Raw genomic sequence first — 23444 nt, forward strand, 5'->3', positions numbered from 1 at the left:
GGCGGCGTCGCCGGGAGCCCGCGGGCGCCGCCGGGCGACCGGAGGGGGGAGGGCCGAGCGGCCCTGCCTCAGCCTGCGCGACGCTCCCCCCGATCGGGGAGGCCCTTGCCACCGCCCGCCCGGGGCGCTAGCCGCCTCCGCCTACTGGCGCGAGAACGCCTCCTGGTACAGCGCCGCGAGCTCGGGGGAGCTCTCGCCGCTGAGCCCGCAGGTCAGGATCGTGTCGCCGTCGGCCGCGACCAGGTAGTCGACCCCGGTCTCGAAGACGATCGGCGCCCCGTCCACCGCGGTCTCCCTGCCCTGCGTGACCGTGACGCCGTCGCCGACCTCGCCCGCGTAGCGCTCGAGCACGTGCAGGGTCACGGTGCTCCCGTCGATCGAGCGGACCTCCGCCCGGAACGCGAGCTGAGCGGGGGCCAGCGCGGCGGCCGTCACCGGCGAGCACGCCGCCATCGGCCCGCCCGTGCTCGGCAGGATCAGCGTCGAGGTGCTGCCCCCGCCCACCCCGAGCGCGAAGGGCAGCAGGAGGGAGGCGGCGGCCCCGGCGCTCAGCGCGCCGACTCCCACGATCAGCCAGGGGGACCGGCGGCGGGAGTGCACCGTCCGCGCGCCCTCGCCGGTGGCGGCGGCGATCTGCTCGGCGAGCTCGTCGCGGTCGAGCGCGGGGAGGCTCCGCGCGGGGTCGACCGTGCGGAGGAGGCGGCGGACGTCCTCGTCGTCGGTTCCGGTCATCGGAGTCCCCCTTCGGGCGCGTGCGGGTCGATGGAGTCGTAGAGCTCGGCGAAGCGGCGCCGCGCGCGGTGCAGGCGGATCGAGACGGCGTTCGCCGTGACTCCGAGGACCGCGGCGATCCCGCGGACGTCGAGCTCCTCCCACGCCCAGAGGCGCAGCAGCTCGGCGTCCTGCTCGCGCATCCGGGCGAGCACGAGGCGCACGGTCTCCTCGGCGCCCGAGGCCTCGCCCTCGTCGATCTGCACCTGGGGCGGATCGACGACCGCGATCCGCTGGGCGAGCATCACCTGGCGGCGCTGCATCCGCCGGGCGTTCTGCAGCTGGAGCCGGGCGACGCCGATCGCCCACGGCACAGGATCGTCCTCGGGGACGTCGGCGCTGCGGCGCCAGAGCACCGAGAGCGTCGCGGCGAGCACGTCGTCGGCGGTGGCGGAGTCGGTGCGCCGCCAGAGGTAGCGGCGGACGGGATCGGCGACCGCGGCGGCGACCGCGGCGAACCGGTCGGGACCCGCGAGGGGAGCTGGCATGTGCCTCATGCTCCCTCCTGTCCAGGATCGGCGCACATCTTTCACCGGCGCGCCGGGCGGGACTCCGCGCTCTCCCAGCAGCGCGGGCGCGCGGGTCGGCACTCAGGGCCTCGCGGCGCTCACGAACTCCAGCCACCCGGCCACGAACGGCTCGATGTCGTCCACCTCATCCAGCGCGAGAGCGTCCAGATCGACTCCGCGGCACTCCAGCGTGAGGACGTGCCCCCGCACCCACGCGGCGGCGCGCACGGCCCCGGCTCCCTCCCAGACCTCGAAGGGCTCCGGAGCCCCGTCGACCGGGATCTCCGTGATCCGCGTGGGCGCGGGCAGCGCCTCCGGCTGCACGAACGAGACGGGCGCCTCCTCCCGGCAGCAGAGCAGCGCGACGTCGTGCCGCGGATCGCCGAGGGTCGTGCGGATCTCGACGGAGGGGCCCGCCCCGCCCGGCACCGCGTCGTCGGCGAGGAACGAGAGCCCCCGCGGGCCGCCGGTCAGCGCCCATTCCGCCAGCAGTCGCGGACCCCTCCAGCCCGAGACCGCCCAGAGCGGGAGATCGCCGAACGACCCGCGGATCCGCGCGACCCGCTCGGCGAGGTGCGCGGAGAACTCGTCCTCGCCGAGACGCCGCGCACCGTCCATGGCCCGATCGTAGGTCGGGTGCCGCGGCACGGCCAGACCCCTCGCTACTGTGAACCTCGACCCCCGCCTCCCTTCCCCGCCGAGGAGCCCCATGCCCATCTGGACCCTGCACGGAGACGGCCGCACCGTCGAGCCCGGCGCCGTCGTCGCCCCGGGCGAGCGGCTCGCCTGGCCGGCCACGATCGCCATCGGCATCCAGCACGTCGTCGCCATGTTCGGGGCGACGTTCCTCGTGCCCGTGCTCACCGGGTTCCCGGTCGCCACGACCCTGCTCTTCTCCGGAGTCGGGACGCTGCTGTTCCTCCTGATCACGCGCAACCGGCTCCCCAGCTACCTCGGCTCGAGCTTCGCGTTCATCGCGCCCGTCACGGCCGCGACCGCTGTCGGAGGGACGGGGTCGGCGCTCGCCGGAGTCGTCGCCGTGGGCCTGCTCCTGGCCGCCGTCGGCGTCCTCGTGCAGGTCGTCGGCCTCGGCTGGATCGACAGGCTGATGCCCCCGGTCGTCGCCGGCGCGATCGTGGCCCTGATCGGGTTCAACCTGGCTCCGACCGCGTACCTCAGCTTCAAGCAGGCGCCGATCACCGGGACGATCACGCTCGCCGCGATCATCCTGTCGAGCGTGTTCCTCCGCGGCTTCCTCGGCCGCGTCTCGATCTTCCTCGGCGTGGTCATCGGCTACGTCGTCGCCCTGCTGCGGAACGAGATCGACTACTCCGCGGTCGGTGCGGCCGACTGGTTCGGCCTGCCGCCGTTCACCTTCCCCGACTTCGCCTCCGGATCCACGTGGTCGGGCATCGCGATGTTCCTGCCGGTCGTGCTCGTCCTCATCGCCGAGAACGTCGGACACGTCCGCGGCGTCGCGACGATGACCGACGCCTCCGCCAACGCCAGCACTGGCCGGGCGCTGATCGCGGACGGCGTGGCGACCACCCTCTCCGGCGCCTTCGGCGGCTCCGGCACCACGACCTACGGCGAGAACATCGGAGTGATGGCCGCCACCCGCGTGTACTCGACGGCCGCCTACTGGGTCGCCGGCGTCACCGCGATCCTGCTCAGCCTCTCGCCCAAGGTCGGCGCCGTCTTCAACTCGATCCCGGCCGGAGTCCTCGGCGGCGCGACCACGGCGCTCTACGGCCTCATCGGCGTGATCGGCATCAAGATCTGGATCGACAACCGCGTCGACTTCTCGCGCCCGGTCAACCAGTACACGGCCGCGGTCTCCCTCGTGATCGCGATCGCCGGCTTCTCGTTCTCCTCCGGCGGCTTCGAGCTCGGCGGCATCGTCCTCGGCGCCGGCGCCGCCCTCGTGATCTACCACCTCGGCAACGCCATCGCCCGCTGGCGCCGCACCGGCGCCGACGACGGCGGCCCCCTCCCCGCCATCGGCCAGCTCGGCGGCGACCCGCAGGACCGCTGACCGCGACCTGCACGCTCCCCGCGGCGTCCCGGCGTCCGCCGGAGCGGTCCCGGCACGCGCATCGGAGCGGTCTCGACGTCCGCACCGGAGTGGTCCGGCACGCACAACGGAGCGGTCGCGGCACGCACACGTTTACCACGTTCGGGGCAGTCCGCAACCCGGTGCGCTCCCAGGCGGCTCCCGCCTAACGTCGAGCGTGACGACCGCAGCAGCGGAACGCCGCACACCGAGTGAGACAGCAAGGAGCACCACCGTGCCGCAGATCATCGAGACCGTCGACGTCAACGTCCCCGTGTCCGTCGCCTACAACCAGTGGACCCAGTTCGAGGAGTTCCCGCGCTTCCTCGACGAGGTCGAGTCGATCCAGCAGGTCACCGACACCCTCACCGTCTGGAAGGTGAAGGTCGGCCCCGTCGAGCGCGAGTTCGAGGCGAACATCACCGAGCAGCACCCCGACGAGCGCGTCGCGTGGAACAGCACCGGCGGCGAGACCGACCACGCGGGCGTCGTCACCTTCCACAAGCTCTCCGACACCGAGACCCGCGTCACCGTGCAGCTCGACTGGGAGCCCAAGGGCTTCCTCGAGACGCTCGGCTCGCTCGTCGGCGCCGGCAGCCACGCCGTGAAGAAGGACCTGAACAACTTCAAGGAGTACATCGAGAAGCAGGGCACCCCCGACGGTGCCTGGCGCGGCGACGTCGAGGCCTGAGCCGTGACCGACGCAGCCGCCTCGTCCGAGGGCGAGAAGAAGGCGAACGGTCTCGGCGACGACGAGACCATCCCGCACTCCGAGGACGGGCTGGCGGTGGGGGTCTCCGGAGACTCGCACTTCAACCCCGAGGAGGACGCTCCTGCGGAGGAGCCCTCCGAGAGCTGACGCTCTCCTCCCGGGAGCCCGACCGCTCCCCTCCGCGAGATGCCACTTGTGCACGCGACACGCCGCGAGGCGTGCGCACAAGTGGCATCTCGCCGTTGGGCCCCTAGCGCCAGGCGCGCGTGTACTGCGGCGGCACCGGCAGGTCCGCGCCGAGCTCGTGCGCCATCCGCACCGGGGCGTTCGGGTCGCGCAGCAGCTCGCGGGCGAGCAGCACGACGTCGGCGTCGCCGTTCGCGACCACGCCCTCCGCCTGCTCGGCCGTGGTGATGAGTCCCACGGCGCCGACCAGCGCACCGGTCGCCTTCCGCAGGTCGCGCGCGAACGGCACCTGGTAGAGCGGCGCCACCGGGATGCTCGCGTGCACGAGTCCGCCGGTCGACACGTCGAAGAGGTCCACACCCTCGGCGCGCGCCCACTCCGAGACGGTGATCGTCTCCTCCAGCGTCCACCCGCCCTCGGCCCAGTCGGTCGCGGAGAAGCGGACGAGCAGCACGAGCTGCCCGATCTCGGCGCGGACCGCGCGGACCACCTCGAGCAGCAGGCGCGCCCGGTTCTCGAGCGAGCCGCCGTAGGAGTCCTCTCGGGTGTTCGAGAGCGGTGACAGGAACTGGTGCAGCAGGTACCCGTGGGCCGCGTGGAGCTCGATCACGTCGAAGCCGGCGTCCGCGGCGCGACGGGCGGAGTCGCGGAACGCCTCCACGAGGCCGGGCAGCTCCTCCGCGGCGAGCTCGCGCGGCTCCGCGTAGCCCTCGAACGCGACGGCCGAGGGAGCGACGGTCGGCCAGCCGCCGTCCCCCAGCGGCACGGATCCGCGTCCGCTCCACTCGCGGTAGGTCGACGCCTTCCGGCCGGCGTGGGCGAGCTGCACGCCCGCGAGCGCGCCCTGCCCGTGCACGAAGTCGACGATCGGGGCCCAGGCGTCGCGCTGCTCGTCGGTCCACAGCCCGGTGTCCCACGGGCTGATCCGCCCCTCGGGGACGACGGCGGTGGCCTCCGCGATGACGACGCCCGATCCTCCGCGCGCGAGCCCGCCGAGGTGCACGAGGTGCCAGGGGGTGGGCACGCCGTCCTGCGCCTCCACCGAGTACTGGCACATCGGCGCCGCCCAGAGGCGGTTGCGGGCCGTCCTCGAGCGGAGGGTCAGCGGCTGGAACAAGGCGGTGTCGGTCATGTCTCTCCTGTCGTGCTTCCCCGCGAGATGCCACTTCGGTACGCGACACGCCGCGGAAGGCGTACGCAAGTGGCATCTCGCGGAGGGGGTCACGACGTCCAACCGGGAGGAGAGCCCGGCTATGCCCGGATCAGCGCGGCCAGGTCGACCCGGGCGCGTCCTGCCAGACGGTGCTCGGCGGAGCCAGCGACTCCAGCTCCTCGAACAGCGCGTCGGGGATCTCGAGCGCGTCGTCGGCCACGAAGGAGTCGTAGTGCTCGGCGGAGGTGGCGCCGACGACCGTCGTCGTCACGCGGGGGTCGCGGGTCGAGAACTGCAGCGCGGCGGCGGCGAGCGGCACGCCCGCCCGGTCGCAGGCCGCTCCCATCGCCGCGACGGCGTCGACGATCTCCCGCGGCGCCGGCTGGTACGCGTAGGAGGCGACGGGCTCCGGCCAGCGCGCGAGCGCGCCTCCGCCGTAGACCGCCGCGTTGACCACGATCACGCCGCGGTCGACGGAGGCGTCGATCAGCTCCTCGGAGGAGCGGTCGACCAGCGTGAAGCGGTTGTGGGTGATCACCGCATCGAACAGGCCGGTGTCGACGTAGTGGCGCAGCATCGGTGCGGGTCCGCCCGAGATCCCGATCGAGAGGGCGACGCCCGCCTCCTTCATCGCGATGAGCGCACGGACCGGGCCGTCCTCGGCGAAGGCCTCGTCGTACGAGATGCGCTCCGGATCGTGCAGGTAGAGCAGCGGGAGGACGTCCATCCCGAGGCGCTCGCGGCTCTCGTCGAGGCTGCGGCGCATCCGCTCGGCCGAGTAGCTGCCGGTGCTCGGGTCGCGGTCGAGCTTGGTGACCACGGTGATCCCCTCGGGGACGCCGCCGCGGGCCTGCAGGGCCTCGCCGATCAGGCGCTCGCTGTGGCCGCCGGCGTACTCGTTGGAGGTGTCGACAACGGACACGGCGCGGGAGGAGGCGTCGGAGTCGAGGACGCGCTCGAGGGCCGGCACCCGGTCGAGGTCGGCGACGCGCTCGGGGCGCCAGGAGGTGCCGAGGGTCAGCCGGGTGACGGTGGCGCCGGACGGGCCGAAGGGCCGGAGGCGGGAGGACTGCGGAGTCATCCGCTCAGCCTGGCAGCGCAGGTGCCCTCTCCGCATCCGGCGGAGGATGAACGATCAGTGGACGAGAGTGCTCAGCCGGACCACGCCGAAGCCCAGGAGCGTCGGGGCGAGCGTCCCGGAGCAGCGGTGGGCGATCCAGAAGACGGTGACCGAGCGGAGCGGCGCGGCCGCCTCCGAGGTCGACGACGTGACCTGCTCGACGGGATCCGTCCGCGGGGCCTTCCGCTGGGCTCGACGACCGGCGGCGGACCGGCCCGAGGCCACCCTGACGGCCGGGGCGCGGGCCGGTGGTGCCGCCTAGGCTCGGCGCGTGACCGTCGAAACCGCCGCCGCCGACTCCTCCGCCCGCTCCGCCGTCCTCGACGCTCTCGCCACTCCGGCGCTGGTGCTCGACGAGGCGGTGCTCGACCGCGACATCGCCGCCGTCGCCGCGGCGGCCCGTGAGCGGGGCCTGGCGCTCCGCCCTCACGCCAAGACGCACAAGTCGCTCGAGATCGCCCGGCGCCAGCTCGCCGCGGGGGCCGTCGGGCTCACCGTCGCGACCGTGTCGGAGGCGGAGGTGTTCGCGGCGGGAGGCGTGCGCGACCTCTTCATCGCCTACCCACTCTGGCTCGACGCCGAGCGCGCCGGCCGCCTCCGTCGCGTCCTCGCGAGCGCCCGCGTGCGGGTCGGCGTCGACTCGGCGGAGTCGGCCGAGCGCCTGGCCGCGGCCCTGCCCGAGCGCGAGGGGCTCGAGGTCGTCGTCGAGATCGACTCCGGCCACCACCGCAGCGGCGTGCTCCCCGCCGAGGCCGGCCTGATCGCCGCGGCCGCCGTCTCGGCCGGACTCGACGTCGCCGGCGTCTTCACCTTCCCCGGCCACAGCTACGCGGCGGGCAACGGAGCGGCGGCCGCCCGCGACGAAGCCCGCGCGCTCGCCGAGGCGGTCGCGTCGCTCGCGGCGTCCGGAGTCGACGCCCGCGTCGTCAGCGGAGGGTCGACCCCCTCGGCCGCGTTCGCCGACTCCTCGGTGCTCACGGAGCTGCGCCCCGGAGTCTCGGCCCTCGGCGACGCCCAGCAGTGGGAGATCGGCACGATGGCGGCCGAGGACATCGCCGTCACCGTCCTCGCCACGATCGTGTCCCGCCGCGGCGACCACCTGATCGCCGACGCCGGCAGCAAGGTGCTCTCCTCCGATCGCGGCGCGGCCTCGAGCGGTTTCGGCCGCCTGCCGGAGCACCCGGAGGCGCGCATCCCGGTGCTCTCGGAGCACCACGCGACGATCACCGGGGTCGACCTTCCGCTCGGGACGCGCGTCCGGATCGCGCCGAATCACGTCTGCGTCGCGGTGAACCTGGCCGACGAGTACCACGTCCTCCTGCGCGACGGCGGCGGCGCCGTCTGGCCCGTCGACGCCCGCGGTCGGAACAGCTAGGCGATCCGCGAGCGCGGGATCCGCAGGCCGAGCAGCGCGCTCGCCGCGAGCAGCACGAAGGCGGAGGCGAAGGCGGCGGTCGGCGACGCGGCGTCGGCGAGAGCGCCCGCGAGCAGCGGCCCGATCACGCCGCCCAGGTCGGACGCGGCCTGGAACACCGAGACCGGCTTGCCGCCTCGCTCGCCCGCCGCGTCGCCGACCAGCGCGCCCGGGGCCGTGCCCATGAAGGCGGCCGCCGCTCCGTAGACGCAGAGCAGCACGACGAGCAGCCACAGCTCCGAGACGAACGGCATCGCCAGCATCGCCACCGCCGCGACGGAGAAACCGCCGATCAGCGCCGGGCGCCGGCCGACCGTGTCGACGAAGCGGCCGGCCGGCGCGAGCGCGATCGTCTGCACCACCGCGGCGATCGCGAAGGCGATGCCCGTCCAGGCGGGCTGCCCGCCCAGGCCCTCCACGACCAGCACGGGGACGAGCGTCGCGCGGACGCCCATCGCCGACCAGCCGAGGGCGAAGTTCGCCAGCACCGCGCTCTGGTAGCGGCGATCGCGGGCCACGTCGCGCAGCGGCTTCGTCCTCACCGCGGCGGACGGCGCCGCGTCGCGCTCCGGCCGCTGCAGCAGGATCAGCCCGACGAGCCCCGCGATCGCGAGCGTGCCGGCGTAGAAGAAGAAGGGGGCCGTGAGCGAGATCGCCGTGAGCACGCCGCCCACCGCGGGCCCCGCCATGCCGCCGAGCAGGAAGCCGCCCTGGTAGAAGCCGATCGAGCGCCCGCGCCGCTCCGGGCTCGCGGTGCGCAGGAGGAGCGTCATCGCGGCGACGGAGAACATCGCGGAGCCGATACCGCCGACTCCGCGCAGCAGCAGGAGGTGCGGGTAGTCGGAGGCGAAGCCGACGAGCGCCGAGGAGAGCGCGACGATCCCGATGCCGACGGCGAGCACGACCCGCTCGCCGAACCTGTCGACCAGCGGCCCCACGAACGGATTCGCGACCAGCCGCATCAGCGCGAACGCCGAGACGACCGCGCCGACGGCGGTGTAGTCGACGCCGAAGCTGCGCACGTAGGTCGGCAGCACCGGCACGACCACGCCGAACCCGAGCATCACGAAGAAGGCGACGACCCCCAGTACGAGCACGTCCCGCGGCAGCCGCTCGCTGTCTCGGGAACGCCAGGGGAATCGCACCTGTCGACGCTACCCCCTGCCGCAGGCCCCATCCGACCCCGGACGGGAACCCGCCGGGCAGCACGCCGGACGCGCCTGTCGGAGCCGTACCGCGCCGCGGCGCCGGTCGGCGAGCTCGGACCGGATACGGTCCTTCGATCCGTTCCGGAGGAACCGGTGCACCGGGAGCGGACCGGGACGGGCCCTCGACCGACAGGAGACCCGGGAGACGCACCACAGCCGTGCCGGCCCTGCTGGCGGCCACGCTCCTCCTGACCGGGTGCGGGGAGCCGGGAGGCGTGCAGGAGGCCGCTCCCTGCGTCCCGCTCGAGCGCACGTGGAACGACGACGCGCCGGAACTCGATCCCGTTCTGCGTCCACCGTTCCGCGAAGCCCTCGAGGGCTTCGACGAGAGCTCCTCGAACTCGATCGCGTCCGACGCTGCTCGTCTCGCCACCACGAATCTGTTCTCCGCGATCTCCGGGGATCGACGAGCGAGCGAGTACTTCTGGAACGCCATGGACCTGATCGGCCGCGAGTGCGCCGAGGCGGGAGTCCCGCTGTCGTTCGACCACCACGGCGAGCAGCTGACCACGGGGAGCGGCGCCGACCACGGGCGCCCGCCCTGGGTGGTCGATGCGCCGTCTCAGCCGGCGAGCGGCACGATCGAGCCGATGATCCCGGAGTAGCTCGCGTAGTAGAGGACGCCGTCGCGGTGGAGGACGCCGCGGCCGGGGTAGCTCTCGTCCGGCCCGTCGGGTCCGTCGAGATAGCCGGGAACCGCGGCGTCGTCGGCGGTGAACCCGTCGGCGAGGAGCGCGTCGCTCCGCTCCGGCCACTCCGCGTCGGGGACCGCCAGCTGCCCGACCACGACCGAGACGTCGCCCTGGCCGGTCCACCGGCAGAGCACCCCGTCCTCGGCGATCTCCTGCACGACGGGGTAGTCGACGTCGTACGCCGTCGCCTCGGGCGCGAGGGCGAGACCGTCCTCGGCGAGCGACGACTCCTCCTCAGCGGTGAGCAGGTCCTCGCAGGGGAGCAGGGCGGTGGCCGGGGTCGCGGTGGGCAGCGGAGTCGCGCTGCCGGCGCTCGCGGTCGGCACGGCACTGCTCGTCGTCGGCGCGCTCGAGACCAGCGGTGGAGCGGTCGTCGGGGCCGTCCCCTCGCCGCCGCTCCCCGTGCAGCCGCTCAGCGCGAGCAGGCCCGCCGTGCAGGCGAGGAGCGCGCCCGCGCCTCTCGTGGTCGTCGTCCGGATCATCGCGAGCCCCCTCGTCCCGGCGGCCGCGTCGCCGCCCCTCGATCCTCTCCTCCGCTCTCGCCGGCTGTCCACCGCCCCCGGGCCGGCGCCGAGGACTACCGCTTCGGCCCCGCGCCGATCGCCCAGACCCGCGGCGGCACAGTGCCGTTGACCGCGTGGTCGCCGACGATCCGCGCCTTGAACACCCACGGGTTGTGGCTCGCAGCGGTACGGGCGTTGCGCCAGTGCCGGTCGAGGTTCTTGCGGGTGCTCACCCCGGAGGCGCCGAGCGCGTCGAAGAGGTCGGAGGTCGCCCGGGTGGCCAGCTGCGTCAGCACGATCTGGGCCTGCGCCGTCTCGAGCTCGGCGAGGTCGTTCTGCCTCTCGTCCTCGAGCGGGTCGCCGTCGAGGGCCGCGTCGTGAGCCCGCTGCAGCGCGACCGCCGCGCGCTCCACGATCGCCGCTCCCGCGTAGGCGGCGGCCGAGACCTGCCCCACCACCTGCAGGATCTGCGGATCCGCCGCGAACGACTCGGCGTTCCCGTGTGAGAAGATCCGGGTCCGCGCCCGCACCTCGGCCGCGATCTCGCGCTCGGCCCCCGCGATCGAGCCCGCCAGCACGGCCAGCAGCACCGCCTGGTAGAACGCGGTCTGATAGCGGAACCGGGTCTCGAAGTCGATCACGTCCTCGGCTGCGACCACCGCCTCCGTGAAGGTGCTCGTCCCCGAGCCGGTGGTGCGCTGGCCGAAGCCGTCCCAGTCGTCGGCGTGCTCGACGCCCGCCTGGCGCGCGTCGACGATCGCGATCACCTTCTGGCCGGTGTCGGTGCGCTGGGCGAAGGTGTCGATCCAGTCGGCGAACACGCTGCCGGTGGAGTAGTACTTCGTGCCGGTCACGGTGAACCGCGTCGGGTCGCCCTCGACCGGAGCGACCTTCGTCAGCACGTCGCCGATCGCGACCGTGCCGATCTCGGTCCAGGCGTTGCCGCCGAGCTCGCCGTCGGCGAAGCGGCGGAGCCAGCGCTCGCGGGTCCCGTCTGTCGCGAGCAGCCGGTCCTCGACCAGGGCGAAGTGGCCGCGGAGCGCCTGCGGGAGGTTGGAGTCGGCGGCGGCCAGCTCCGTCAGCAGGCGGAACAGCTGGGGGAGGCTCGCGCCGGCCCCGCCGGACTCCAGCGGCACGCGCACCGCACCGAACCCTGCCTCCGCCAGCGCTCGGATCTGCGCGACCGGCAGCTCGCGCGCGCTCTCCCGCGCCGCCGCTCCCGCCGCGATCTCGGCGAACAGCGGCCGGAACCGCCCCGCCAGCTCCTCGTAGTCCACCTCGGGCACGGCCCGCACGTCGGTCGCGGTCATCATCGGCTCCTGTTCCGCTGCGCCCACCCCGGGCGGCTCGTGCTCGACGCTAGGGGAGGAGCCCGGTCCGCGGTCCGTCGGTGACCGGCCGTGACGCCCGGTGTCCCTCCGTGACCTCCGGTGTCCCTCCGTGACCTCCGGTGTCCCTCCGTGACGCCCGGATCGGGGAATGCCCCGCGCCCTGATCTGTTGGACCAGGGGATGTCCTCCACCACTCCCGTCCCCCCGTCCGCCTCCCGCAGCGCCCTCGTCGTCGGCGCGACCGGCATCGGCGGCTCCGCCCTCGTCGACCTGCTCACCGAGCAGGGGTGGCCGGTGACCGCCCTCTCGCGCCGCCCGATCGACGCGCGCCCCGGCGTCACTCCGCTCGCCGCCGACCTGCGCTCCTCCGAGGACCTGGCCCGCGTGCTCGCCGACCAGCGCCCCACGCACGTCTTCTTCACCGCCTGGTCGCGCCAGGCGACGGAGGAGGACAACATCGCGGTCAACGGCGGCATGGTCCGCGACCTCCTCGCCGCGCTCGCGCACGCTCCCGTCGAGCACGTCGCGCTGGTCACCGGCCTCAAGCACTACCTCGGCCCGTTCGAGGCGTACGGACAGGGCGCGATGCCCGACACCCCGTTCCACGAGGAGGAGGAGCGCCTGGACGCCCCGAACTTCTACTACGCGCAGGAGGACGAGCTCTTCGCCGCAGCCGAGCGCGCCGGGTTCACCTGGTCGGTGCACCGCTCGCACACGGTCATCGGGCACGCCGTCGGCAACGCGATGAACATGGGTCTGACCCTCGCGGTCGCGGCGTCGATCCACCGTGCCGAGGGCACCCCGTTCGTCTTCCCCGGCTCGCTCACGCAGTGGAACGGACTCACCGACATGACCGACGCGACGATCCTCGCCGAGCAGATGCTCTGGGCGTCGACGTCGGAGGCGGGCCGCGACCAGGCCTTCAACGTGGTCAACGGCGACGTCTTCCGCTGGCGCTGGATGTGGACCCGGATCGCGGAGCACTTCGGCGTCGAGCCGGTCGGCCCGGGGGAGGAGCCGCAGCCGCTCGAGCAGCAGATGGCCGGTGCCGAGCCCGTCTGGCGGCGCCTCGTCGACGAGCACGGGCTGATCGAGCCGGACCTCTCCCGGGTCGCCTCCTGGTGGCACACCGACGCCGACCTCGGCCGGAACCTCGAGGTCGTCACCGACATCGGCAAGTCGCGCCTGGCCGGCTTCACGGCGTTCCACCGCACCGTCGACTCGTTCACGGCGCTCTTCGACCGCTACCGCGCAGAGCGCCTGATCCCCTAGCCCGTCGGCGCTCATCCGTCGCCGCTCCGTCGTCCGCCGGACACCCGGCCGACACCCCTCGTCTCCCCGCCGTGCCTAGCGTCACGGCATGGCGGCGAGCGGATGATCGAGCGGGTGGACCCGTTCCTGGGGACGGAGGCGACCGCGCTCCCGGAGCCGACCGGGCTCGCGGCGACGTGGTGGTCGCCGAAGCCGCAGATCGGCAATACGCACCCCGGTGCCACGTACCCCCTCGGCATGGTGTCCGCGTGCTCGTACTCGGGCGCCTACCCGACCGGGTACGGCCGCTACGACCTGGCGCTCGAGGGCGTCCCGCCGACGCTCCACGACGGTCTCGAGGCGAGCGGCTTCACCCACTTCCAGCAGTCCGGCACCGGCGCGATCCGCAAGTACTACAACTACCTGCGGGTCACGCCGATGCTCGAGCCGCTCGACGAGCTCGGCCGCAGCTGGGCTCTCGAGGACGAGGTGGCGGAGCCCGGCTACTACGCCGCGACCCTCTCCTCCGGCGTGCGGGCCGAGCTCACCGTCGGGCCCGCCTCCGTCGTGCACCGCTACACCTTCCCGGAGCATCGCAGCGCCCGCGTGGTGGTCGACCTCTCTCTCGGGGGTCTGGCGATCCCGAGCGGAGCGACGGTGCCGCTGCGCGCGCAGCTGCACTCGATCTCGCCCGGAGTCGCGGCCGGCGAGGTCGTGATGGAGGGGGCGCCGCTCGCGGTGCACCTGGAGTGCGACGCCCTGCAGTGGCGGCAGATGCTCTGGTACGACCGCCGGCTGATGCCGGGCGGGACCAGGCTCGACTTCGACCACATCCGTCCCACCACGCTGCGCCCCTTCGGGCTGATGTGGGCGGGACCCAGCACGGCAGGGCAGACCGTCGAGCTCCGGATGGGCTTCTCGCTGCGCGGCACCGATCGCGCCCGCGAGAACCTGCACCGCGACGTGCCTCCCGCGGGCTCCGGATTCGACCAGCGCCGCGATCGCACCCGCAAGACGTGGCGGAAGCGCCTGCGGACGATCGCGGTCGACACGCCGTCCGCGGAGCGCGAGACGGTCTTCTCGACCGCGCTCTACCACTCGCTCATCAAGCCGTGCCTCGCGCCCTCCGAGAGCCCCTTCTGGCCGACGGACGGGCCCTTCGTCTTCGACATCAGCACGATGTGGGACATCTACCGCACCCAGCTCCCTCTGCTCACGCTGCTCCTTCCCGACCGCGCGATCGAGATCGCGGCGGCGCTCCTGACCATCTGCGAGGAGGAGGGCAACTTCCCGATCGGCTACCGGATGGCCAAGGGCAGCGACCGCTTCTCGCGCCAGGGCAGCGCCCTCGCGCACACCTTCCTCGCCGACCTCTGCCGGCTGGGGCTGCCCGGGATCGACTGGGACGCCGCTCTCGTGCACATGAGCGAGGACCTCAAGCGGATGTACGGGGAGGAGTTCCTCGCCGCGGGGGAGGCGCATCCGATCAGCCACACGCTCGACCTGGCTCACGGCTACTGGTGCACCGCCGTCGTGGCCCGCCATGTCGGCGACCTGGAGCTCGCGGAGCAGCTGGAGGAGCGCGCCGCGCAGTGGGTGAACGCGTTCGACCTGCGCTCCGGCCTGCTCAAGGACTCGACGTACTACGAGGGAACCCGGCACAACTACTCCTTCCGCCTGCTGCACGACATGGCCGGGCGCATCGCCCTGAGCGGAGGAGACGAGGGCTTCGTCGCCCAGCTGGACGAGTTCTTCGGCTTCGGCGCCGAGCCGGTCGTCCAGCCCGGGCTGCGCCCCGGGCGGAGCGAGATGCTCGCGGGAGCCGAGCTCGGACGCTTCGAGGGGCTCAACAACGAGCCCGACATGGACTCGCCGTGGGCGTACCACTACGCGGGCCGGCCCGACCGGACCGCCGAGATCGTGCACGGCGTGCTGCACCAGCGGTTCGGACCGGGCCGGGGCGGCCTGCCCGGGAACGACGACTCCGGGGGCCTCAGCTCCTGGTACGTGTGGGCGAGCCTCGGGCTGTTCCCCGTCGCCGGGCAGGGCCTGGTGCTGATCAATGCGCCGAGCTTCGCGCGCGCCTCGGTGGCGATCGGAGGGGCGGACCTCGAGATCCGGACCACCGGCTTCGTCGAACCCGGGCCGGGCGGGCCGGTCCAGTACGTGCAGTCGGCCGAGTTCGACGGGGCGCCCCTGACGGCGAGCGTCCTGACCGCGGCCGCCCTCCACCGCGGCGGCGAGCTGCTCCTGCACCTCGGCCCGGAGCCTTCCGACTGGGGGACCCTGCCCGAGCACCGCCCGCCCTCGTGGCCGGCCCGCCGGCCCTGACGGCCCGCGACCACCTCCTCCGCGACCACCTCCGCGTCCGGCCTCCGCCGCCGCACCCGACCGACGACCCCTGAAGGAGACCCATGGACCAGAGCACGCACGCGAGCACCGTGCAGAACAGACTCGTCATCGTCGTCCGCGCCGATCCGGTGATCTGCGGGCACTCCGTCGAGGCGCGCAACCTCGCCGAGACCGCCCGGGAGCGCGGGTTCGACGAGGTCCGCATCGTCACCTGGCCCATCGACCGGCTCGAGGCCGCCGGCCTCCCGCTCAAGCCGCTCGACGCCGTGCTGCCCTACAGCGACGGCATCGTGGTGGAGCGTCCGGAGCCCGTGGGCGACTACAAGGTCCCGGACGGCCGCTGGCTGGCCGGGATGACCGGGCGCCTGATCGAGCTCTTCACGGACGGCGTCCCGACCGTGTGCCTCTCGCTCTACCTGAGCCCGCACACGCTCGTCGTGGCCGACGCCCTCCGTGCCGCGTGGAGCACAGGCCTCCCGGTTGACGTCACGACGATCGCGGAGGCCGTCGGCTCCGACGTCACCAACGTGGTCCGTCGAGCGGTGGAGGAGGGCCGCCTGGGCGCCGCCGCGCACATCCTCTCCTCCTACCTCTCGCAGGACCACTGCGTCGCCGTCTCGGAGTACACGCGCGACCTGATCATCGAGGAGGCGGAGCGCGTCGACGCGGCCCACGGAACCCGCTTCGCCCCGCAGTGCCGGGAGCGCATCGCCGTCTCCTACCCGGCGATCGACGCGGACGCCTACCTCGATCTCGATCCCGGCGTCGTCGAGGAGGTCGTGCGGGCGCGCGGACTCCGGACCGACGGGTACGTCCTCTTCCTCTCCCGGCTGACCGAGGCGAAGGGCGTGGAGGACCTCATCACCGGCTACGAGCGCAGTGCCGTCCACGAGCGCCACGAGCTCGTCATCGCGGGTCGTGGTCCGCAGGAGGCGGAGCTGCGCCGCATCGCGGCCGCCTCGCCGCTGGCGCACCGCATCCGCTTCCTCGACGACGTCGGCGACGCGGAGAAGCCCTACCTGATGGCGGGGTGCGCGGCGTTCGTGCTGCCCAGCAAGCCGCGGCCCGAGTTCGTCGAGACCTTCGGCATCGCGCTGGCCGAGAAGATGCTCGCCGGTGGCGGGCCGATCATCACCACGCTGACCGGCGGCATCGGCGAGGCGATCGGCGAGCACGCCTTCGTGACCCCGGTCGACAGCCCGGACACGATCGCCGCGCTCCTCGACCACGCCGTCCTCGAGCTCAGCGCCGACGACCGCGCACGCCGCGCGGCGGCCGCTCGGGAGTACGCCCTGCAGTTCGATCGACGGGTCGTGTTCGACCGCCTCTTCGCCCGGCTGGTGCGGCCCGCTGTGGCGACGGCGGCGCTCTAGCGGCGGGAGTCCGGAGAGGCCGTCGCTGCGGCGCCCCTCGCGATGAGCACGTCCGGCGACAGCTGATGGCGCACGAAGTGGAGGGTGAAGCTGCGGCGGTCTCCTCCGGAGACCCGCTCGGCGAGGACGCGGATGCCGAGGACGGCGACGACGCGCCACTGCTCGGTCTCGTGGGAGACGACGGCGCAGAAGAGGTCGCCCGGGCGCACCTCGTCGACGGTGGTGGTGAGGCTGTTCGTGCCGTGGGTCATCTGGCCGCTCCTGGTTCCGGCGGACCTCGCGGACGGCGCTTCGGGTGCGCCGCGCAGCCGTCCGCCGGTCGCTCGAGAGGGGGGCCCGAGCGGCCGGCGGACGGTCATGCGTGCGACAGCAGGGACGAGCCCGCCGGAACGACCCCGTGCCGCACGAGCAGTGTAGGACTGCGACCCTGACCGTGGCGCGGAATGTCAACCACTTGCACGCGCGCTCCCGGAGTTTTCAGGCCCGGAGACGACGGAACCCGCCCCCCAGCGGGGAGGCGGGTCGTGTCGGCGGTGCAGCGGCGGAGCCTGATCGGGGGCGGCTCCGGCGCGGCGGATCAGGCGGCGGGCTCGGCGCGGCGCAGCGGAACGGCGGCGTTGCTCGTCGGCTCGGGCACGATGCGGAGGCCGGCGCCGCTGTTGGCGCGCTCCATGAGGGCCTCGACCCACTCCGGGTTGATCGTGGGCTGGCGGCTGCCCTTGAACTCGAACTGGATCGGGATGGTCGGGTGCATCCACACGCCGCGGCGGCCGGTGCCGGCCTGGGGGCTCGCGTCGAGGGTGAGCAGGAAGCGCTCGTCGCGACGGAACTTGTTGATGATGACGATCTGGAGGTGGGCGAGGGCGCGGTCCTCGACCTCGATGGCTGCGGGGGGAGTGCCGTACAGGATGTTGCCCATGGTGTGCTCCGATCTGACGTGCGAGTGGCTGACGTCCGTCACTCTATATCGCTAGAAAGACTTCCTACTAGTTGAGCTAGCTACTTACGTCGCGGACTGCGTTTTCTGTCCATCGACGCTGGACGCCTCGATTCTCCGTCGGATCCGGGGCGCGGCAGAAGACCCTCGGAGTGAACTCCCGGGGACGCACGGCCGACGCCGGTCAGGCGCGGCGCTGCTCCAGCACGCCGTCGGCGTACTCGCCGATCGGCTCGCCCGCGAGCTCCTGAGCGGCGTCGGCCGTCTCGGAGTCGGCCGGGCGCTCGACGATGTCGCGCATCGTCTGCAGGAAGCGGACGACGGTCCCGGCCTCGGAGGGGCTGAGCGTCTCGGCGGCCTCGAGCATGCGGCGGTGCATCTCGTCGAGCGTCTCGCGCACCTCGCGGTGGGAGGTGGGGGTGGCGACGATGCGGATGGCGCGGCGGTCGCTCGGGTGCGGCTCGCGGAGGACGTGCCCGCTCTTGACCAGGCGGTCGATGAGCACGGTCGTCGAGGCGGAGGAGATGCCGAGGTAGGAGGCCAGGTCCTTCGGGCTGACGTGCACGCCCTTCTGCTGCCGGCGCATGAGGAACTGCACGGCCAGCAGGTCGTTCTCGCCCATGCCCATGGATCCGCGGGTCCGGCGGCGCATCGCGGCCTCCGCCGTGCGGAAGGCGCGCATCGCGGCGAGGACCTCCACCGCTCCGGGCTCGGTCGCCTCACCCGAGAACCAGAAGGCCCCGGGTCGCTTCAGCGTGACCTCGTCCATGCCGAACAGTCTAGACAGTCTCGTAGCAAGAACATCTAGTCAAGCCAACCTCCCCCGGGGTGCTTGCTCGGAAGGGCGCCCGACCACTACGAAGGGACTACTAGTTAGACGAGCTAGAGACTCATTCGCGAAGGGAGCTGAACGTGCTGGACGAACTCGACCGCCTGCAGCCGCTCCCCGCCGACGCCGTGGACCCGCTGGTCGGCTCCACTCTGGCCGCTCGCTACCTCGTGCTCGAGCGCGTGGGGGAGGGCGGCAGCGCCGTGGTCTACCGCGCCCGCGACCTCCGCCTCGCCCGCCAGGTCGCCGTCAAGGTCCACCGCGACGTGCCGGACACCCCCAACGAGCGGGCGCGCCGCGAGCGCGAGGTCCGCTTCCTGATCGACTCGCGCCACGCCTCAGTGGTGGACGTCCTCGACCAGGGCGAGATCCCCGGCGAGGAAGGCGACCTCGCGTTCCTCGTCCTCGAGTACTTCGACCGCAGCGACCCGGCGGCCGACTGGTTCGGCTCCGGCGACCAGCAGCTCATCGCGGAGGTCGGCGCCCAGGTGGCTGATGCTCTCGCGCACCTGCACGCGCAGGGCGTCCTGCACCGCGACGTGAAGCCCGAGAACGTCCTCGTCCGCTCGCGCGCCACCGCATCCGGCTTCTCCGCGCACGAGGCCAAGCTCAGCGACTTCGGGATCGCCCGCTCGGTCGACGACGCCCGGCTGACCCGCTCCGACGTGCTGGTCGGCACTGCCGCGTACCTCAGTCCCGAGAGCCTCGGCTCCGGCCCGGTCGGACCGGCCTCCGACGTCTACTCGCTCGGGCTGGTCCTGCTCGAGGCCGTCTCGGGCCGCAGGGCCTACACCGGCACGACGCTCGAGATCTCGATCCAGCGCCTCCACCACGCGCCCGTCGTCCCCGAGTCGGTCCCGGCGGAGTGGCGCGAGCTCCTCACCGCGATGACCGCTCTCGACCCCGCCGACCGCCCCTCCGCCGAGGACGTGGCGCGCCGTCTCTGGGTGCGCCTGGCCGTCGGACCCGCGGCGTCCGCCCCCCGCAGCGGAGTGACCGGCACGCTCGCGCTCGTCGTCGCAGGCCTGGTCGGAGCGGTGTCGGCCCTCTCGCTCATCGGCGCGCTGGGCTGAGGCCCGCCGGCTCACGCGCCGCTCAGCTTCTTCGCGACCGCGCTCCCGTAGGCTCCCGGCGACCCTCGACCGACCCCGAGCCGCGTCGCCGCGGACCGAACGGAGCCGTTCCATGAGCCCGCGCCGCCTCTTCCGCCTGTTGTCGATCGTCGAGGCGGTGACCTGGACGCTCCTGATCGTCGGGATGCTGCTGAAGTACGCGGCTGGAGCCGGCGACTGGCCGGTGAGCGTCGCCGGGCCGATCCACGGGTTCGCGTTCCTCGCCTACGGAGCCGCGGCCCTGGTGCTCGCGGTCAACCAGCGGTGGTCGGCGGGCGCGACGGCGCTCGCCGTCGTCAGTGCGGTCGTGCCCTACGCGACGGTCCCGCTGGAGCGCGGCTTCGAGCGCCGCGGTCTGCTGGAGGGGCCCTGGCGGACGCACGCCACCGACGACCCGCGCGACCGGCGCGTGACGAGCCGGCTCCTCCGCTGGGCGCTCGCGCGGCCCGTGCTCGCCGGAGCGCTGGTGCTGGCCCTGGTCGCCGTGGTCTTCGCGGCGCTGCTGGTGATCGGCCCGCCCGGGGGCGGCGAGGCCTAGCCCCCTTCGCGAGGCGCCTCAGACGGGGCGCGTCTCCGCGTCGATGAGGATCTCGGCGGCGCGGCGCGCGTGCAGGGCGGCTTCGGGGGTTCCGGCGATGGCCGCGGTGGTCTGAGCGCCCTCGGCGAGGATCGCGAGCTGCGCGGCGAGCTCGGCGCCGCCTCCCGCCTCCTCCGCGAGGGTCGCGAGGAAGCGCTGGAACGACTCCTTGTGGTCGCGCGCCATCTCGGCGACCATCGGGTTCGACGAGCCGAGCTCTCCGAAGGCGTTGATGAAGCCGCAGCCGCGGAACGAGTCCTCGGAGAACCAGTCGAACAGGAAGTCGTAGATCGCGAGCAGCTTGCCGCGGGGTCCGTCCGCCGCGGCGACCCGGGTGGTCACGCCGAGGGTCCACTGCTCGTGCCGGCCGTGCAGCACGGCGACGACCACCGACTCCTTGCTCGGGAACTCCGAGTAGAGGCGCTTCAGCGAGACGCCCGCGGCCGTGCGGAGCTCGTCCATCCCGACGGACTGGATGCCGCGCTCGTAGTAGAGCCGGTCGGCGGCCGCGAGGATCGCCTCGCGGGGAGGGCGCTCGTCGAGGATCGGGGACATCCCTCCATGGTAGGCGGTACCAGAACGCGCGTTCTCGGCCGGAGGCCGCGCTCTCCGCAGGGGGTCCGGGGCCGGGTGCTGCTGCTAGCGTCGCGCTCAGGCGCGCGGGCGCCCGGGAACGGGAGGCGGGCTCATGGTCGTCGCGATGCAGGCCGAGGGATTCGACGGGCCGGAGGCGCTGCGCGCCGTCGAGGTCGATCCGGGGGAGCCGGGCCCCGGCAGGGTGCGGATCGCGGTGCGCGCCGCGGGCGTGAACCCGGCCGACGCGAAGCTCCTGCGCGGGATGTTCGGGCGCGGGCGGGTGCCGGTCCGGCCGGGCAGCGAGATCGCCGGAGTCGTGACCGCGGTCGGCGAGGGAGCCGAGGGACTGCTCGGCCCGATCCGCGTCGGCGACGAGGTCGTGGCGTTCCGGGTCTCCGGCGGCTACTCCGCCGAGCTGGTCGCGCCCGCGAGCGCGGTCCTGCCCAAGCCCGCCGGACTCGGCTGGGCGGCGGCCTCGGGCCTGCTGCTGGCCGGGACGACCGCCGAGCACCTCGTCGAGGCCACCCGCGTCTCCTCTGGGGACACCGTCCTGGTGCACGGGGCGAGCGGAGCAGTCGGCTCGCTCGCCGTGCAGCTCGCGGTCGCCCGCGGAGCGCGGGTGCTGGGCACCACGAGCGAGCGCGGCGAGGAGGTCGTCCGCCGCTTCGGCGCGGAGCCGCTCCGCTACGGCGTCGGGCTGGAGGAGCGCGTGCGTGCCGTCGCTCCCGGCGGCGTCGACGTCGCGCTGGACACGGCGGGCACCGATGAGGCGCTGGACGCCTCCGTGGAGCTCGTCGCCGACCGCTCCCGCATCGCCACCGTCGCCGGCTTCGAGCACGCGGCCCGCCTCGGCGGGATCCTGATGCTCGGCGGCGGACCGGGAGCGGATCTCGGAACCGCACTCCGCGACGCCGCCCGGGCGGGCCTGCTCGAGCGCGCCGGTCGCGGGGAGCTCGAGGTCGTGCTCGGGCCCTCCTTCGCGCTGACCGAGGCGGCCGCCGCGCTCGCCCTCGTCGAGTCGGGCCGCGCGCGCGGCAAGACGGTGCTGCTCCCCTGAACGAGACGTCCTCCCTCGATCTGCCGGCCCTCGGGCCCTTCGACTCCGCCGGCGCCGCGAGCCTCCTCCGCAACCACGCCCTCCCCGGAGTGGAGCGGGTCTCGGCCGACGGCCGGCGGCTGGAGCGCCTGCTCACCCTCGCCGGGGCGCCGCGGCCGATCGCACTCGAGGTGACGGAGACCGGGCTGCGGGTGGAGGCGGAGCCGGATGTGCTGACGGCGGCGGCGGCGGTCGTCCGCGCCTGGTTCGACCTCGACTCCGACGTGGTGGCGATCGGCGCCGAGCTCTCGCGGGACCCGCTGCTCGCCCGCTCCGTCGCAGCCCGTCCGGGGCTGCGGGCGACGCAGTACCCGGAGGCGTTCGAGGCGGCGGTCATGGCGGTCCTCGGCCAGCAGGTGTCCGTCGCCGCGGCCCGGACCTTCGGCGGGCGGACAGCCACGGCCTTCGGCTCCCCGGGCGAGCGCGGTCTGCTGGCGTTCCCGGCACCCGCCGCCCTGCTCGCTCCGGAGTTCGAGGCGCTGCGCTCGGCGATCGGGATCACCAACGCCCGAGCGCGGACGGTGCGCGCCGTCGCCGAGGCCTTCGCCGCCGGGCCCGTGCTCGACCGCGCGGGCGACCTGCCGGAGCAGCGGCGCGCGCTCCTCGCGATCCCGGGCATCGGGCCGTGGACGGCCGACTACCTCGCGCTCCGCTTCCTCGGCGATCCGGACGCGTTCCCCGCCGGCGACCTGGTGCTGCGGAAGGCGCTCGGCCGGGTGAGCACGGCGGAGGCGGAGGCGGCGTCGCAGGCGTGGCGGCCGCACCGGGCGCACGCGGCGTTCCACCTCTGGGCGAGCACCGGAGCGGTCTGAGCGGACGGACGACCCGGGCTGAGAGGCCGCGCCGGGTGTCGCGGACCGGAACGACCCGGACGGATCAGGTCAGGTACTCGACGTCGTCGTACAGGATCGGCGCGTCCTCCACGTCCGGATCTTCGACCGGAACGTCCTCGTGCTCGAGGATGACCGCGACGCCGGGCGAGACCAGCACGCAGACCTCGCGCTCGCCGGCGACCGTGAAGCTCACCATGTCGCCGCGGTTGCGCACGGCCTCGACCAGGCGCTTCTCGAGCTCCTCGGTGTCGAGGGAGACGGCGAGGAGGAAGCGGCGGCCATCGATGCTGAGCGTGGTGCGCCGCATGGTCGCCTCGGGCTCGGGGGGAGTGCCGCGTCCGCCGCGGCCCGGCGTGACCGCCTTGACCCGCAGCGACGAGGCGTGCATCCGGATGACGGCGTTCACGAGCCCGCCTCCGGGCGCGACTCGTGGTGGCGGCGGCCGCCGGAGCGGCGGTCCTCCTTCATCTCGGACTCGAAGAGGTGGCGGCGTCCGCCGGCGAGCTCGTCGCGCGCGGCGCGCTCCTGCTCCCGGAACGCGGCGTAGTAGGTGGCGTCGTAGTCCTCGACGATCTGGAAGGTCCAGCGCCCCTCGATGACGTTGCGGCCGACGAGCTCGGCCTCGATCCGCTCGGCGGTCGCGGCGTGGCCTGCCTCGCGCAGCGCGTCGACGGCCTCGCCCAGAGCGAGGTCGGCCGCGCCGGTGAGCCGGTGGAAGCCGTAGAGCAGACCGCGGGCGTGCTCGACGGTCTCGAGCGCCTCCGAGAGCTTCCCGAGCGCCGCCACGGTGGCGTCGTCGAGACCCTCCGGGCGCAGGTGCGCGGAGTCGGGGTGGTCGTGTGAGCTGCTCATCCAG

General features: G+C 73.8%; 27 protein-coding genes. 12 read left to right on the plus strand and 15 right to left on the minus strand.

The window, feature by feature from the left end:
* Positions 1 to 141: 141 nt before the first annotated feature.
* The 3 genes from C5D44_RS04305 to C5D44_RS17880 form a co-directional block, all read right to left on the minus strand.
* Complete coding sequence (locus C5D44_RS04305; RefSeq protein ID WP_104280951.1) at positions 142 to 732, minus strand: hypothetical protein; 591 nt, start codon at positions 730 to 732, stop codon at positions 142 to 144.
* On the minus strand, positions 729 to 1259 hold the full coding sequence (locus C5D44_RS04310; RefSeq protein ID WP_104280952.1) for an RNA polymerase sigma factor: 531 nt from the start codon (positions 1257 to 1259) through the stop codon (positions 729 to 731). The genes C5D44_RS04305 and C5D44_RS04310 overlap by 4 nt, the downstream gene beginning before the upstream one ends.
* A 102-nt stretch (positions 1260 to 1361) precedes the next feature.
* Positions 1362 to 1898: a hypothetical protein gene (locus tag C5D44_RS17880; protein ID WP_181118443.1), complete on the minus strand. Its 537-nt coding sequence runs from the start codon at positions 1896 to 1898 to the stop codon at positions 1362 to 1364.
* A gap of 91 nt (positions 1899 to 1989) precedes the next feature.
* Here C5D44_RS17880 and C5D44_RS04320 point away from each other — a divergent pair, with 91 nt between their 5' ends.
* From C5D44_RS04320 to C5D44_RS17885, 3 genes are all read left to right on the plus strand, one after another.
* Positions 1990 to 3315, plus strand: a complete 1326-nt coding sequence (locus C5D44_RS04320) for a uracil-xanthine permease family protein (protein WP_104225956.1) — start codon at positions 1990 to 1992, stop codon at positions 3313 to 3315.
* A 253-nt stretch (positions 3316 to 3568) separates the two neighbouring features.
* A complete protein-coding gene (locus C5D44_RS04325; RefSeq protein ID WP_104224157.1) occupies positions 3569 to 4024 on the plus strand; it encodes an SRPBCC family protein in 456 nt (151 codons plus the stop codon).
* 3 nt (positions 4025 to 4027) lie between these two features.
* Complete coding sequence (locus tag C5D44_RS17885; RefSeq protein WP_181110014.1) at positions 4028 to 4192, plus strand: hypothetical protein; 165 nt, start codon at positions 4028 to 4030, stop codon at positions 4190 to 4192.
* Positions 4193 to 4295: 103 nt separating this feature from the next.
* Here C5D44_RS17885 and C5D44_RS04330 read toward each other — a convergent pair whose 3' ends face one another.
* The 3 genes from C5D44_RS04330 to C5D44_RS04340 all read right to left on the minus strand — a co-directional run bounded on the left by C5D44_RS04330 (position 4296) and on the right by C5D44_RS04340 (position 6729).
* Positions 4296 to 5363: an NADH:flavin oxidoreductase/NADH oxidase gene (locus tag C5D44_RS04330; protein ID WP_104280953.1), complete on the minus strand. Its 1068-nt coding sequence runs from the start codon at positions 5361 to 5363 to the stop codon at positions 4296 to 4298.
* A 130-nt stretch (positions 5364 to 5493) separates the two neighbouring features.
* Complete coding sequence (locus tag C5D44_RS04335) at positions 5494 to 6465, minus strand: aldo/keto reductase (protein ID WP_181110016.1); 972 nt, start codon at positions 6463 to 6465, stop codon at positions 5494 to 5496.
* Between the two features lie 54 nt (positions 6466 to 6519).
* Positions 6520 to 6729, minus strand: a complete 210-nt coding sequence (locus C5D44_RS04340) for a hypothetical protein (RefSeq protein WP_104280954.1) — start codon at positions 6727 to 6729, stop codon at positions 6520 to 6522.
* 46 nt (positions 6730 to 6775) lie between these two features.
* Here C5D44_RS04340 and C5D44_RS04345 point away from each other — a divergent pair, with 46 nt between their 5' ends.
* Entirely contained in the window at positions 6776 to 7879 is a 1104-nt protein-coding gene (locus tag C5D44_RS04345) for an alanine racemase (RefSeq protein ID WP_104280955.1), read from the plus strand.
* On the opposite strand, the gene C5D44_RS04350 is transcribed toward C5D44_RS04345, so the two are convergent.
* Positions 7876 to 9063: an MFS transporter gene (locus C5D44_RS04350; RefSeq protein WP_258067357.1), complete on the minus strand. Its 1188-nt coding sequence runs from the start codon at positions 9061 to 9063 to the stop codon at positions 7876 to 7878. The two genes, C5D44_RS04345 and C5D44_RS04350, sit on opposite strands and share 4 nt — an antisense overlap.
* Positions 9064 to 9284: 221 nt before the next feature.
* Here C5D44_RS04350 and C5D44_RS04355 point away from each other — a divergent pair, with 221 nt between their 5' ends.
* Positions 9285 to 9731, plus strand: a complete 447-nt coding sequence (locus tag C5D44_RS04355; protein WP_104280956.1) for a hypothetical protein — start codon at positions 9285 to 9287, stop codon at positions 9729 to 9731.
* Here the strand turns inward: C5D44_RS04355 and C5D44_RS04360 are convergent.
* Both C5D44_RS04360 and C5D44_RS04365 read right to left on the minus strand, forming a co-directional pair.
* Entirely contained in the window at positions 9689 to 10300 is a 612-nt protein-coding gene (locus tag C5D44_RS04360) for a hypothetical protein (protein ID WP_104280957.1), read from the minus strand. The genes C5D44_RS04355 and C5D44_RS04360 overlap by 43 nt on opposite strands.
* Before the next feature lie 95 nt (positions 10301 to 10395).
* On the minus strand, positions 10396 to 11631 hold the full coding sequence (locus C5D44_RS04365; protein WP_104280958.1) for an acyl-CoA dehydrogenase family protein: 1236 nt from the start codon (positions 11629 to 11631) through the stop codon (positions 10396 to 10398).
* A 201-nt stretch (positions 11632 to 11832) separates the two neighbouring features.
* Between C5D44_RS04365 and C5D44_RS04370 the strand changes: the two genes are divergently transcribed.
* The 3 genes from C5D44_RS04370 to C5D44_RS04380 all read left to right on the plus strand — a co-directional run bounded on the left by C5D44_RS04370 (position 11833) and on the right by C5D44_RS04380 (position 16628).
* On the plus strand, positions 11833 to 12924 hold the full coding sequence (locus C5D44_RS04370) for an SDR family oxidoreductase (protein WP_104280959.1): 1092 nt from the start codon (positions 11833 to 11835) through the stop codon (positions 12922 to 12924).
* Positions 12925 to 13038: 114 nt separating this feature from the next.
* On the plus strand, positions 13039 to 15234 hold the full coding sequence (locus tag C5D44_RS04375) for a glycoside hydrolase domain-containing protein (protein ID WP_258067874.1): 2196 nt from the start codon (positions 13039 to 13041) through the stop codon (positions 15232 to 15234).
* Positions 15235 to 15317: 83 nt separating this feature from the next.
* Positions 15318 to 16628 (plus strand): glycosyltransferase, encoded by a 1311-nt coding sequence (locus C5D44_RS04380; RefSeq protein ID WP_104280961.1) that lies wholly within the window; start codon positions 15318 to 15320, stop codon positions 16626 to 16628.
* Here C5D44_RS04380 and C5D44_RS04385 read toward each other — a convergent pair.
* The 3 genes from C5D44_RS04385 to C5D44_RS04395 form a co-directional block, all read right to left on the minus strand.
* Positions 16625 to 16879, minus strand: a complete 255-nt coding sequence (locus C5D44_RS04385; protein WP_104276602.1) for a hypothetical protein — start codon at positions 16877 to 16879, stop codon at positions 16625 to 16627. The genes C5D44_RS04380 and C5D44_RS04385 overlap by 4 nt on opposite strands.
* 326 nt (positions 16880 to 17205) lie before the next feature.
* Positions 17206 to 17547 (minus strand): ATP-dependent DNA ligase, encoded by a 342-nt coding sequence (locus C5D44_RS04390; protein ID WP_104224199.1) that lies wholly within the window; start codon positions 17545 to 17547, stop codon positions 17206 to 17208.
* A gap of 202 nt (positions 17548 to 17749) precedes the next feature.
* Positions 17750 to 18334: a MarR family winged helix-turn-helix transcriptional regulator gene (locus C5D44_RS04395; protein ID WP_104276603.1), complete on the minus strand. Its 585-nt coding sequence runs from the start codon at positions 18332 to 18334 to the stop codon at positions 17750 to 17752.
* A 143-nt stretch (positions 18335 to 18477) separates the two neighbouring features.
* Here C5D44_RS04395 and C5D44_RS04400 point away from each other — a divergent pair, with 143 nt between their 5' ends.
* Complete coding sequence (locus C5D44_RS04400) at positions 18478 to 19467, plus strand: serine/threonine-protein kinase (protein ID WP_181118444.1); 990 nt, start codon at positions 18478 to 18480, stop codon at positions 19465 to 19467.
* 112 nt (positions 19468 to 19579) lie between these two features.
* Positions 19580 to 20044: a DUF3817 domain-containing protein gene (locus tag C5D44_RS04405; RefSeq protein WP_104276605.1), complete on the plus strand. Its 465-nt coding sequence runs from the start codon at positions 19580 to 19582 to the stop codon at positions 20042 to 20044.
* An 18-nt stretch (positions 20045 to 20062) separates the two neighbouring features.
* On the opposite strand, the gene C5D44_RS04410 is transcribed toward C5D44_RS04405, so the two are convergent.
* Positions 20063 to 20638, minus strand: a complete 576-nt coding sequence (locus C5D44_RS04410) for a TetR/AcrR family transcriptional regulator (RefSeq protein WP_104280963.1) — start codon at positions 20636 to 20638, stop codon at positions 20063 to 20065.
* Between the two features lie 133 nt (positions 20639 to 20771).
* Here C5D44_RS04410 and C5D44_RS04415 point away from each other — a divergent pair, with 133 nt between their 5' ends.
* Together C5D44_RS04415 and C5D44_RS04420 are read left to right on the plus strand one after the other, a co-directional pair.
* On the plus strand, positions 20772 to 21716 hold the full coding sequence (locus C5D44_RS04415; RefSeq protein ID WP_258067875.1) for an NADP-dependent oxidoreductase: 945 nt from the start codon (positions 20772 to 20774) through the stop codon (positions 21714 to 21716).
* Between the two features lie 20 nt (positions 21717 to 21736).
* Positions 21737 to 22567: a DNA-3-methyladenine glycosylase gene (locus C5D44_RS04420; RefSeq protein WP_258065248.1), complete on the plus strand. Its 831-nt coding sequence runs from the start codon at positions 21737 to 21739 to the stop codon at positions 22565 to 22567.
* A 64-nt stretch (positions 22568 to 22631) separates the two neighbouring features.
* Here the strand turns inward: C5D44_RS04420 and C5D44_RS04425 are convergent, their stop codons facing one another.
* Together C5D44_RS04425 and C5D44_RS04430 are read right to left on the minus strand one after the other, a co-directional pair.
* Positions 22632 to 22994, minus strand: a complete 363-nt coding sequence (locus C5D44_RS04425) for a hypothetical protein (protein WP_104280964.1) — start codon at positions 22992 to 22994, stop codon at positions 22632 to 22634.
* Positions 22991 to 23440, minus strand: a complete 450-nt coding sequence (locus C5D44_RS04430; RefSeq protein WP_104276609.1) for a hypothetical protein — start codon at positions 23438 to 23440, stop codon at positions 22991 to 22993. The genes C5D44_RS04425 and C5D44_RS04430 overlap by 4 nt, the downstream gene beginning before the upstream one ends.
* Between the last annotated feature and the right edge of the window lie 4 nt (positions 23441 to 23444).

Source organism: Rathayibacter sp. AY1B5 (assembly GCF_002932795.1).
Classification (GTDB): Bacteria; Actinomycetota; Actinomycetes; order Actinomycetales; family Microbacteriaceae; genus Rathayibacter.